At 40.3% G+C, this 12,362-nt stretch carries 11 protein-coding genes and 1 pseudogene; 1 reads left to right on the top strand and 11 read right to left on the bottom strand.

From position 1 onward, the window contains the following. Positions 1 to 4: 4 nt before the first annotated feature. The 4 genes from NSQ85_RS04550 to dnaG are packed head-to-tail and all read right to left on the bottom strand — an operon-like array spanning position 5 to position 4,255. Complete coding sequence (locus NSQ85_RS04550; RefSeq protein WP_179973898.1) at positions 5 to 931, bottom strand: glycosyltransferase family 2 protein; 927 nt, start codon at positions 929 to 931, stop codon at positions 5 to 7. Positions 932 to 941: 10 nt separating this feature from the next. Further along, on the bottom strand, positions 942 to 1,277 hold the full coding sequence (locus NSQ85_RS04545) for a metal-sulfur cluster assembly factor (RefSeq protein WP_179972111.1): 336 nt from the start codon (positions 1,275 to 1,277) through the stop codon (positions 942 to 944). Positions 1,278 to 1,330: 53 nt separating this feature from the next. Continuing rightward, positions 1,331 to 2,440, bottom strand: a complete 1,110-nt coding sequence (rpoD, locus tag NSQ85_RS04540; RefSeq protein ID WP_179972112.1) for an RNA polymerase sigma factor RpoD — start codon at positions 2,438 to 2,440, stop codon at positions 1,331 to 1,333. 3 nt (positions 2,441 to 2,443) lie between these two features. Beyond that, positions 2,444 to 4,255, bottom strand: coding sequence for a DNA primase (gene dnaG / locus NSQ85_RS04535; RefSeq protein WP_179972113.1), 1,812 nt, complete (start codon positions 4,253 to 4,255; stop codon positions 2,444 to 2,446). 162 nt (positions 4,256 to 4,417) lie between these two features. Here dnaG and mscL point away from each other — a divergent pair. After that, positions 4,418 to 4,811, top strand: a pseudogene (gene mscL / locus NSQ85_RS04530) (large conductance mechanosensitive channel protein MscL). Positions 4,812 to 4,969: 158 nt separating this feature from the next. On the opposite strand, the gene rpsU reads toward mscL, so the two are convergent. The 7 genes from rpsU to uvrB all read right to left on the bottom strand — a co-directional run bounded on the left by rpsU (position 4,970) and on the right by uvrB (position 11,984). After that, entirely contained in the window at positions 4,970 to 5,146 is a 177-nt protein-coding gene (gene rpsU, locus NSQ85_RS04525) for a 30S ribosomal protein S21 (RefSeq protein ID WP_179972114.1), read from the bottom strand. A 194-nt stretch (positions 5,147 to 5,340) separates the two neighbouring features. Beyond that, a complete protein-coding gene (locus NSQ85_RS04520) occupies positions 5,341 to 6,135 on the bottom strand; it encodes an ABC transporter substrate-binding protein (RefSeq protein ID WP_179972133.1) in 795 nt (264 codons plus the stop codon). Between the two features lie 60 nt (positions 6,136 to 6,195). Further along, positions 6,196 to 7,305: an aminotransferase gene (locus tag NSQ85_RS04515; RefSeq protein ID WP_179972134.1), complete on the bottom strand. Its 1,110-nt coding sequence runs from the start codon at positions 7,303 to 7,305 to the stop codon at positions 6,196 to 6,198. Positions 7,306 to 7,651: 346 nt separating this feature from the next. Next, positions 7,652 to 8,449 carry a transporter substrate-binding domain-containing protein gene (locus tag NSQ85_RS04510; RefSeq protein ID WP_179972135.1) on the bottom strand — a complete coding sequence of 266 codons (798 nt, stop codon included), beginning with the start codon at positions 8,447 to 8,449 and terminating at the stop codon, positions 7,652 to 7,654. Positions 8,450 to 8,460: 11 nt separating this feature from the next. Then, positions 8,461 to 9,273: a transporter substrate-binding domain-containing protein gene (locus NSQ85_RS04505; protein WP_179973899.1), complete on the bottom strand. Its 813-nt coding sequence runs from the start codon at positions 9,271 to 9,273 to the stop codon at positions 8,461 to 8,463. Between the two features lie 210 nt (positions 9,274 to 9,483). Then, the gene (locus tag NSQ85_RS04500) at positions 9,484 to 9,948 is read right to left on the bottom strand and encodes an 8-oxo-dGTP diphosphatase (RefSeq protein ID WP_179973273.1); all 465 of its coding nucleotides are present in this window, start codon (positions 9,946 to 9,948) and stop codon (positions 9,484 to 9,486) included. Positions 9,949 to 9,992: 44 nt separating this feature from the next. Further along, entirely contained in the window at positions 9,993 to 11,984 is a 1,992-nt protein-coding gene (uvrB, locus tag NSQ85_RS04495; RefSeq protein ID WP_084829007.1) for an excinuclease ABC subunit UvrB, read from the bottom strand. Positions 11,985 to 12,362 lie beyond the last annotated feature (378 nt).

The following is a 12,362-nucleotide window of genomic DNA, read 5'->3' as shown; positions in this document are numbered from 1 at the left end:
TCTTTCACCCTTTTTCCTTAACAATATAAACCGGTCGTTTCTTGGTTTCTAGGAAAATCTTTGAAATGTAGTTCCCGATGATACCTAAGGCTAAGAGTTGGATTCCTCCGATAAAGAGAATGATTGAGACAAGGCTTGCCCAGCCTGCAACACTCCCACCTATGGTTAGTTTTCGAATAACGACAAAGAAAATTCCAACCAAAGAAATTAAGAATGAAAAGGTTCCTGCCCAAGTAGCAAGTTTCAAAGGCACTTCGGAAAAGTTGATAAAGCCATCAAGAGAATAGTTCAATAATTTCCAGAAAGACCACGAGGTTTCTCCGGCAACGCGTTCTCGATTTTCATAAGAGACGTAGGCTACGTCAAAGCCAACCCAAGAAAAGAGGCCTTTTGAAAAGCGATTCACTTCCTCGAGCTCAAGGATGGCGTCAACAACCTGACGCGTCATCAAACGGAAATCACGCGCCCCGTCTACCATTTCTGTGTCAGAAACTTTATTAATTAACCAATAGAAGGCCTTAGCAAAGAGTGAACGAATAGGTGGCTCACCTTTGCGGTCAGCACGTCGAGTCCCGACAACGTCGTAACCTTCTTGGATTTTGGCATACATCTCGATAAGAAGTTCAGGTGGATCCTGAAGATCGGCATCCATCACTGTGACGTAGTCGCCTTCAGCTGCTTCAAGGCCTGCAAGTAAGCCTGCTTCCTTCCCAAAATTCCGAGAGAAAGAGAGATAGTGAACATTTTCAAATTGTTTTGAAACCTGTCTCAAAACCTCTAAGGTGCGATCTTTTGAACCGTCATTGACAAAATAGTAGTTGAAAGCCAACTGATTGGCCATTTGTCGTTCAACTGCCTGACAGGCTTCTAGGAAAGGAGGGATAGTCTCTTCCTCGTTGTAACAAGGGACAACGATAGCCAGTGTTTTCATAAGCATTCTCCTAACGAATACCTAGGGCGATACGGGCATAGCGGCTCATCTTTTCGATAGTCCATGCTGGTGTCCAGACTAATTTAACCTCAGTCTTAGTGACTTCTGGCACTTCTTTCATAGCGTCATAAATTTGGTCTGTCAAAAGATCTGCCAAAGGACAGCCCATAGTCGTCAAGGTCATATCGATTTCAGTATAGCCATCTTGCTGGAAACGAATATCGTAAATAAGGCCAAGATTGACAATATCAATCCCCAACTCTGGGTCAACGACCATTTCTAAGGCTTCCAAGATACGGTCTTTGATTTTTTCAATTTCTTCTTCAGTGTATTTCACTTCAGACATAGCTTTTCCTCCAAAATCAGGGCCTAACAATCAGGCCCCTTCCATTTACTATCTTAGTCTTCAATAAAGTCTTTAAGTTGTTTGCTGCGACTTGGATGGCGTAATTTACGAAGGGCTTTAGCTTCGATCTGACGAATACGTTCACGAGTAACGTTGAAGACTTTACCAACATCTTCCAAGGTACGCATCTTACCATCATCAAGACCGAAACGGAGTCGTAGAACATTTTCTTCACGGTCTGTAAGGGTATCAAGCACCTCATCCAATTGTTCACGAAGAACGACACGAGTTGTGTAATCTACTGGATTTTCGATAACTTCATCTTCGATAAAATCACCCAAATGACTGTCATCCTCTTCACCGATAGGTGTTTCAAGTGAGACTGGTTCTTGAGCAATCTTAAGGATTTCACGAACCTTATCTGGTGTCATATCCATACGCTCAGCAATTTGCTCAGGTGTTGGGTCTTGTCCCAACTCTTGCAAGAGGTTACGTTGCTCACGTACCAATTTATTGATGGTTTCAACCATGTGAACTGGGATACGGATCGTACGTGCTTGGTCTGCGATGGCACGTGTAATTGCTTGACGAATCCACCATGTCGCATAAGTTGAAAACTTGAAACCTTTTGAGTAGTCAAATTTTTCAACGGCTTTCATAAGCCCCATGTTACCCTCTTGAATCAAGTCCAAGAACTGCATGCCACGTCCGACATAGCGTTTAGCGATTGATACTACCAAACGAAGGTTGGCTTCTGCCAAACGTTGTTTAGCTTCCAAATCACCATTTTCAACAGCGATAGCCAATTCTTTTTCCTCTTCGTTACTCAAGAGAGGCACTACCCCAATCTCTTTGAGATACATACGAACAGGGTCATTGACCTTAGCTGAGTTTGAACCAAGAAGCTCCTCGTCTGTAAGCTCTTCTGGTTTTGGTACCTCAACAACATATTTAGATGAAGGATTTCCATCTTTATCAGTGATAGAGATACCACCATCTGTCAAACGTTCCAAAAGGTCATCAATCCCATCAGCATCTAAAACAAATGGGATAACTAGTTTTTCTGTGATTTCATCATCAATTGCTGTACCAGCTTTTTTGTGATTACGAATGAAATCAGCGACTTGAACGTTAAATGCTGTATTTTGTTTTTTCTTTTCCATGTGTTACTCCATATCTCGTTTTTGGGCGATGAGCATTTGCAGGGCTTCCACCGCTGCCTCCACATCACCGTGGTTACTTGATTCTCTTATTTGTTTACTTTGCTTACGGAAGTCCTGTTCCCTCAGAAAATGATTTCTACGCTCTTCAATAGCCTGGACTTCCTCTAAATTGGTTTCAGGTGGCAAAATTTCCTCTAAAACCTGATAATAGGCTGTTTGTACTTCTTGAGAAAGCACAGACAAGGCTACCGTGTCAATTTGACCGTCTCGCTTCAAAATCTGAAAGAGTTCTTCTAACTCAGGTGTTTGGAAGAAAAAGTCATCCCGCATACGATAGTCGTTTAAAATCATAGGATGATTAAGCATGCGATGGAAGAGTTGATTTTCCGCGCGACGAAGACCTGTAATCTTAGGTGTAGAAGGTAGTTTGACTGTCCCTCTAAATCCTGATACTGAAGACTCATAAGCACTATTACTAGCAGCTGATAATTGAGCCGTCTGCTGATTTCTCATGGTCAACCGTGCGTTATTGACCGCTTGCTCAACTTGAAAAAAATCAAAGTCTGGCAAAAGGTCAGCCACCTTAGAAATGTAGGAATTTTGTGCCGTTACAGAAGGCGACTTAGCAATAATCTTTGAAATCTGCTCGACATAGGCAATCTCCGCTTGAAGGTTGTCTACATTAGCAGGCTTGAGCTGTCCAATCCAAAATTCCACATCTGAAATGCGGGACTCAACCAAGAGTTTACCCAAGGCCTTTTCGGATGTTTTTTGTAGATATTCATCAGGGTCCATACTGTCTGGAATTTTTACTATATCAACTTGAAAATCCGATAACAGTTTCAAAGACTTGGCAATCGCATTTTGCCCAGCTTTATCACCATCATAGGTTAGAACTATTTTTTTAGTCAGTTTACGAAGACGATTGACATGCTCAGGAGTCAGAGCCGTTCCCATAGAAGCCACTGCATTAACATGCCCAGCTCTATAGGCGGCAATGACATCCATGAATCCCTCCATCAGATAAACCTCATGTGTCTTCTGTATCACTGGTTTAGCCTGATCCAAGTGGTAGAGTTCGTAGGACTTATTGAAAATACGGGTAGCCCTTGTATTTTTATACTTGGCCTGGCCCTTCTCTATATCTTTCTTAGTCCAAACACGTCCTGAAAAACCGATTGTCTTTCCAAACTCATTTTTGAGTGGAAACATGATTCGATTTTTAAAAGTATCGAAAATACGATTATTTTCAGAAAGATTAAAAAGACCTGATTCTGTCAGCACCTCTTCGTCATATTTTTTTGAAACTGACTGGTAGAGATAATCTGGTTCGTCAGGAGATAAGCCAATCTGAAAAGTCTTGAGTAACTCGTCAGTCATTCCACGCTCATAGAGGTAGGCACGCGCCGCTTCTCCTATCTTGGTCGTCATGAGGACTGCGTGGTAAAACTTAAGCGCATCATCATGAAGATCATAAAAAGCTTGATTAGGAGAATTTTGCCGCTGAACTTGCCTTGGCACATCTATACTAACTGCGATACCTAGTCGATCTGCCAGAACCTTGATACTTTCATGAAAAGAAATCTGACGATGTTCTTCTAAAAATTTGAAGACATCGCCAGACTTGCCACAACCAAAGCAATGGTAAAACTGCCTATCCTCAATAACGTTAAATGAGGGAGTTTTTTCCTTATGGAATGGGCACAAGCCGAGGTAATTACGACCTGCTCGATTAAGACTGACAACTTCACCAATTACGTCGACGATATTGGTACTGCTCTTAATATCTTCTATTAAAGCTTTATCAATTACCATCTAATCGCCCCCTATCTTACCATAATTGCATTACCCCTAATTATAACATGACGAAAAATGAAAGTAAAATAAAATTTATTTTTCATGAGCAAAACCCTTGTTAAAATTTACAAAATCAGATAGACTATTAAAACTGAATAAATGGAAGGATTCATTATCAAAATGATTAGAGAACTTAGAGACTTTTTGTTCTAGGGTAACGTCCTTGACCTTGCTGTAGCCGTTGTTATGGGGACTGCTTTCAACGCTATTGTCACTTCACTTGTAAGTGATATCATCACACCACTTATCCTTAACCCAGTTGTTAAGGCTGCTAACGTTGAAAACCTCTCTAAATTGTCATGGAACGGTATCGCATATGGTAGCTTCTTGAGCACAGTTATCAACTTCATCATCGTTGGTACTACTCTCTTCTTCGTTGTTAAAGCTGCTGGTAAAGCAAACAGCTCTTGGTCAAAAACAAGCTGAAGAAGCTGCTGAAGAAGCTGCTGAAGAAGCTAGTCCATCACAAGAAGAATTGCTTGCTGAAATCCGCGACCTTCTTGCAAACAAATAATCTTTATTTGTTCAACTAAAGACACATGAAACTTAGGACGTCTGAGATTTCAGACGTCCTATTTTTTATTTCTCATGACTACTAGCTGACTTATTTATTCGATAAAAAGAAAAAAGCTTGAGAATACTCAAGCTTTTTTCTGTTAATTTCATTCTTAATTAAAATTTTTTACGTTTACGAGCTACCTCTGATTTACGTTTACGTTTTACAGAAGGTTTTTCGTAATGTTCACGTTTACGAGCCTCTTGAAGAGTACCAGCTTTAGTCACAGAACGTTTGAAACGACGAAGAGCGTCGTCAAGTGATTCGTTTTTACGTACTACTGTTTTTGACAATTAATTCACCTCCTCAAGATAATGTAACATTTTACACGTTCCATTCAAGTATACAAGACTCGCCTTTTTCTGTCAAGAAATATATTTAAGTTTAGGAACTTTTTACTATTACAGTTGACTTCTAAGTCTACTAAAACTATCCAAGGTTTTTCCAATACAAAAAACTAGAGGAGTCATCTCCCCTAGCTACTGATTTATTTAACTGCTGTATATTTAGAAGCATCCTTGATATACTCGTCGTAAGTACCATCTGCTTTCAATTTTTTGATGACTTTATTGACTGCTTCTTTCAATTTGTCGTTGCCTTTAGCCATAGCAACTGCTTTTGCATCGCCATCATCAACTTTGAGGGCAACACTTGCCAAGGCCAAATCTGAATTTTGTGCCACGTAACCTTCTGCTACTGGTTTTTCAAGGTCAACAGCATCAACTTGACCAGATTTCACCTCGTTAATCGCCTCACCCATTGCTGTAAGTGATACGACTGTTGAATCTTTCAATTGTTTCTTAGCAAGACCTTCTTCAATGGTACCTTTTTGAACTGCTACTTTCTTACCTTTGAAAGCATCAAGACTTGAGTAAGTTGACTCTTGATCTTTACGAACGATGATAGCATTTTGTGTTTCGTAGTAAGGATCTGAGAAATCAAAGGTTTTCTTACGTTCGTCTGTTACTGAGATACCTGAAATAGCAAGATCAGCCTTACCTGATTGAAGGCTTGAGAGCACATTATTAAAGCTCATTGTTGTAACTTCAAGCTTAACACCGAGTTCATCCGCAATAGCTTGTGCCAACTTGATATCTGAACCAACTACTTGGTCTTTACCATCTACCAAAGTTTTGAACTCAAATGGTGGATAGTCTGGACTGACAGCCACGACAAGTTTTTTATTTTCTTTAATAGATTCATCAGCGTCTTTTTTTGACCCACAAGCTACCAAAGTTACAGCAACAAGGAAAGCCATCGCCCCGAGGAAAAGTTTTTTCATAAGAAACTCCTGTATAATATAATTTTTGCTTGTTTATTTTATTTAAAATTAGTAGCATTGTCAACATTTATTAAGAAATTGCGACAGTTTTTCCAAGCCCTTTTGAAGGACTTCCTTATCGCAACAATAACCAATACGGACATGTGACTCCTTGTCAAAACGGTTACCTGGAACCACAAGTACACCGTACTCCTGTAGAAGTTCTAAGGCAAACACTTCAATGGGACGATCAACATCTAATTTGACAAAGGAGGTTGACACACTAGCAGGACGAATCCAGCTAGCCTTAGGCTCTTTGGCAATCCACTCATCCATAAGAGCTAGATTTTCCTCTATAATCCGACGATTCCGTTCCAAGATGGCTTCTTTATTTTCCAAAACAAGGGTAGCCACCATATCGTCAAAGACACCGGCGCAAATCATTGTGTAATCGCGGTAGTCACGTAGTATGTTTGCCACCTTAGTATTAGAAGCCACCCAGCCGACTCGAATACCAGGAATCGAATAGGTCTTTGAAAGACTGTTAACCGCAATTCCCTTTTCATATAAATCGACGATAGAAGGTGCAGGCTGGTCAAAACTACGATAGACCTCATCTGAAAAGATATAGGCTCCCACTTCTTTAGCGATAGCCACTAGATCCCCAAGGTAAGCAGCATCCATAAGGGCACCAGTCGGATTGTTAGCATTGTTAATGCAAATCATCTTGGTATTGGGACGAATCAGACGACGTAGTTGGTCCAAATCAGGCAACCAGCCCTTGTCCTCCTCAACTTCCCAGAGATCCACTTCCGCTCCTAGTGACTTGGGAATGTCATAGAGCTGTTGATATGTTGGATACATGGAGATGATATGGTCCTCAGGCTCAATAAGAGCATAGAGCGCTAACATAGTAGCTCCTGTAGCTCCGTTGGTTTGGAGGATATTATCAACTGGCATGTTCTTGTATAAGCTAGCTACCTGAGTTTTGAACTCTGGTGAACCTTCAATCCATCCGTAATCCATTTTTTTCTTTAGTAATTGAGCAAAAAAGGCATCCTTATCAAGGCCTGATAGGTCAAATAATTCTCTCATTGTAAGGGCCTTAATTGAAACTCCTGCGATATCACAAATGGCAGATTTTTCATGGACATTAAGCCATTCTTCAACACCAAAACGTGGTAGCTTCATCGTTTCTCCTTCCTTTTATCGAGCTCTGTCTACAATTTTATTTGTCATTTTTGGAAGACTTACCTACTTTGATAATAACTGTTCTTAGCAGAGAATTCAATAAAAAATGGGGTATTCCTCATTTTAGATTTAAGATTGTTTTGAGAATTCCCTTTAGCTGCCAAAGCGAGCTCTAATCGAGACTTTTCACCGTGATGAAAACACCTGAAGCGGGCTTGTTGCAGATTCTCGAAAATTTCGAGAACTTAGTCATGAAACGTCAAAGAAGTTCGCTAACGTCCGACATTACCTAATAAAAATTTCTAAAAGAACTTTTATTCAATGCAAAATAGAAAATCTTTTGAGTTTACTTACTTTGTTTGTAACTTGATGCTTCTTTTAACCATTGGTCAAATTTTCCAGACTCCTTGGTCTCTTTGATGACAGCATTGATTTCTTTAAGTAAATCGTCCGAACCCTTACGTATCGCGACTGCATAAGCATCTGAACCATCTGACTTAAGATTAAAACTGGCAAGGGTTAAATCATCATTTTGTGCGATATAACCTTCTGCAATAGCTTTTTCAATGACAACCGCTTGAATCTGTCCTGACTTGAGTTCGTTAATCATCTCGCCATTTGAAGCGAGTGAAACCACACTTGCCTTAGAGAATTGTTTCTTAGCAACTGTTTCTTGAACAGACCCTTTTTGCGTTCCAACAGTTTGTTTAGCGAGACTATCAGCACTTGTAAAATCATTTACCTTGTCTTTTTTGACAATCACTACATTTTCAGAGGTATAGTAGCTATCAGAAAAATCATAGACTTTTTTACGCTCGTCTGTTACCGAGATTCCTGCAATGGCAATGTCTGCTTTACCACTTTGCACACTTGCAAGGACATTGTCAAAAGACATTTCAGAAAATTCAACTTTCACACCAAGTTTTTTCCCGATAGCTTTAGCCAACTCGATGTCTGCTCCAACTAAGGTATCCTTGCCATTGACCAACGATTTGAATTCAAATGGTGCAAATTCAGACTCTGTCGCTACGACAATTTTCTTATTTTCCTTAATCGTTTTTGTGCTCACTCCCTGACTCCCACTACATGCAACAAGAAAACACGTGGCAACTAGGGCTGTAAGCATAAACCAAAATCTCTTCATATTGTGACTCCTTATTTGCTAGAACTCTTAAGTGAAAGAGCGTAGGCATCTTGAACATAGCTGTCAATTTTACCTTCTTTTTTGAGTTTAGCGATAACCTTATTAACCTTGGCTTTAAGATCATCACTGCCCTTAGGCATCGCTACAGCGTAAGCATCGTTTGAATCTGATTTTAGAGCAATATCTGACATAGTTAAATCACTATTTTGGTCCATATAACCTTTCGCGATAGCCTTTTCTAGTACCACTCCTTCGACTTGACCTGATTTCAACTCATTGATAGCTTCACCAGGTTGCGCCAAGGAAACCACATTGGCATCCGACAAATTAGCTTTGGCAATATTTTCTTGAATTGAGCCTTTTTGAACAGCTATAGATTTCTTAGAAAAGTCGCTGATTTGTTTGTAGGTTTCAGTGGCATCTTTTTTGACAAGAAGAACCGTTTCAGAATCATAGTAAGTATCTGAAAAGTCGAAAATTTTCTGACGTTCTTTAGTAGCTGATATACCAGAAATGGCAATATCAGCTTTACCAGATTGAACGCTGGCTAGGACATTGTCAAAAGACATTTCAGAGAATTTGACTTTCACACCTAGTTCATCACCAATAGCCTTGGCAATTTCGATGTCTGCCCCAGCAATAGTATCCTTACCATCTTGGATTGTTTTAAATTCAAAAGGAGCAAAGTGGGGATTAAGAGCGACAGTCAAAGTCCCCTTATTTTTTACTTTATCTAATGTGTTAGTCGATGAAGAACAAGCCGCTAAAGATGTCAAAGCAAAGACACCTGCAAGGCCCAATAAAAGTTTTTTCCATGGTTTCACAATCAATCTCTTTTCTATATTTATTAACTATATTAGTATAATAATGCATCATTATTCATTTGTCAACGCAAAAATGGACTTTTATTGATTTTTTTATTTTTATTAATTTCAGAATCGTTATAAATGCCGAAAATCGTTTGTTTTTAAAGTTTTCTATCTAATTCCAAATACTAAAAAACTATTCATTCATTTGAATAAATAGTTCATTTTTCACCAAAATTCTCTTAAGAAGTCATTTTCAAGGCGCTTACGATAGAAGAGTTCTGAAAGATTATCCTCTTCAAACACACGAAGGAGATTAAGCATGTCATAGGCTAAATCCATATGAACTACCTCCTCTCGAGCAACCCACCGGACTTCTCCCTCTTCCGTTGAACGAAGATCCCCTTCAAAATCCGAGGTTCTATAGAGGAAAACCAAGTACCGTTCGTCATCTGTCGTGTACCAGTGCTTCATACCGACCAATTTAGGACTTTTGATGGTCAAACCTGTTTCTTCCTTTACCTCACGGATAACTGATTCTACTAGACCTTCATGTGCTTCTATATGGCCACCGGGTAGGGCAGCTCCCGACCAAGAATAACGTTTTGGATCGCGGATTTGCATGACAATGTTTCCACGGCCATCTTCAATGAGACACATGTTGGTCAAAATAGTTGCTTGTGAACGTGACATATATTTCCTTTCTTACTTATATTTCCTAAGTAATGAACCTAGCCTTAATCCATACTCTTCAGCTCTAGAACCATATCACGAATTTGGGCTGCCAATTCAAAATCAAGCAGTTCTGCCGCTTCGTGCATTTGCTTTTGAAGTTTCTTGATGGCTTCTTGGCGTTCTTTCTTGTTCATGGCACTGTAGTTCACAGTATCCTCTGCCACTTCTGCATCATTGGTCTTGGTAATCGAAATAAGGTCACGAATTTCTTTCTCAATTGTCTGCGGAGTGATACCGTGTTCCTTATTATAGGCCATTTGGATTTCACGACGACGAGCAGTTTCATCCATAGCTTTCTGCATAGACTCCGTAATCTTATCCGCATACATGATAACGTGCCCATCACTATTTCGGGCAGCACGTCCAATCGTTTGGATAAGCCCACGTTCATTACGAAGGAAACCTTCCTTATCAGCATCCAAAATAGCAACCAGACTAACTTCAGGAACGTCAATACCCTCACGAAGAAGGTTAATCCCAATAAGAACATCAAAGACACCCAAACGCAAGTCACGGATAATCTCAGTACGCTCCAAAGTCTTAATATCAGAGTGCATGTATTTGACCTTGACTCCCATTTCCTTGAGGTAATCGGTCAAGTCTTCAGCCATCTTCTTAGTCAAAGTTGTTACAAAGACACGCTCTCCTTTTTCAGTACGGGCATTGATTTCACCAAGGAGGTCATCCATTTGACCCATAGTTGGACGAACTTCGACTTCTGGATCAAGAAGTCCTGTCGGACGGATGATTTGCTCAACGACAGTCTCAGTCTGCTCCATCTCGTAGTCACCTGGTGTCGCTGACACATAGACAATCTGATGCACATGACTTTCGAATTCTTCACGACGAAGGGGACGGTTATCAAGAGCCGATGGTAAACGGAAGCCGTAATCGACAAGCATCTTCTTACGGGCTTGGTCTCCGTTATACATTCCTTTAATCTGTCCCATGGTCATGTGACTTTCATCAATCATGATGAGGAAATCTTCTGGGAAGAAATCAAGTAGAGTAAATGGTGGCTCACCTTCTTTACGACCATCCATGTGACGTGAGTAGTTTTCGATACCATTGGTGTAACCCATCTCACGAAGCATTTCGACATCGTATTCTGTCCGTTGACGAATACGTTGAGCCTCGATGAGTTTACCCTCGGCTTCAAATTGATTAACCTGAACCTCCATTTCTTCCATAATATTCTTGATAGCTTCTTCCATATGCTCTTCATTGGTCATAAAGTGAGTAGCCGGAAAAAGAACAAGGTGCTCAACTTCACCGAGATTACGTCCTGTCAAACTTTCAATTTCACAGATACGGTCAATCTCATCACCGAAAAATTCCACTCGAAAAGCATTTTCATCACGGCTGGCAGGGAAAATTTCAACCACATCGCCACGTACACGGAATTTTCCGCGTTGAAAATCAATATCGTTACGCTCAAACTGGATATCAACCAAGTCATTTAGCAACTTGTCCCGAGAAATTTCTTGACCAGGACGCAGGCTAACAGCTGAATCCGCATATTCTTTTGGCGAACCCAAACCGTAAATACAAGACACGGAAGCCACAACAATTACATCATTGCGTTCCAATAGGGCTGATGTCGCTGAGTGACGGAGTTTATCAATTTCATCATTAACAGAGCTATCTTTTTCAATATAGGTATCTGATGACGGCACATAAGCCTCTGGCTGGTAATAATCATAATAGGAAACAAAATACTCTACAGCATTGTCTGGGAAAAACTCCTTGAACTCACCATAGAGCTGGCCTGCCAAGGTCTTATTGTGGGCGATAACCAGAGTTGGCTTATTAACACGTTGGATGACTTGACTCATGGTATAGGTCTTACCTGTCCCTGTCGCACCCTTTAAAATTTGAGCCTTCTCCCCACCTTTGATATTATCAACCAAGGTTTCGATAGCTTGGGGCTGATCTCCCGAGGGTTCGTATTTAGAAACCAAATGAAATTGGTTGTCTTCTTTTCTATCTATCATGGTTTTCCCTTTCATTTATGCAATCATTTATCTCTTGATCGGAGAAAATCTCCCCCACTTGTAAGTGGGATCTCAATCATTCGCATCTTTGCGACATAGGCACGTTTCTTCCGTGATTGATGACCAAGTTTTTGTCATAGGTAACGGCTATCTCACCATTTTTGAAGAAGATAAGAAAGACCTGATATCTCTTTTTATCATCAACTTCAGCATCAAGTCAAAGACATGCTCGATGCATTTCAAAGAATATCTCACCGTCGAAGAGCGTTCAATATCCTCCATCTGCGTTGACCAAACCTTCTTGACAAACTCAATCTCTGATAAGGAAGTTTCAAAGATCTTGCGTCCAAATGATTGGCCGTAGTAGGTCAAAGAATT

It is taken from the genome of Streptococcus sp. FSL L8-0526 (genome assembly GCF_038007145.1).
Classification (GTDB): Bacteria; Bacillota; Bacilli; order Lactobacillales; family Streptococcaceae; genus Streptococcus; species Streptococcus thermophilus.
The sequence above is the reverse complement of the archived record's forward strand: the minus strand, read 5'-3'. Positions and strand labels throughout refer to the sequence as shown.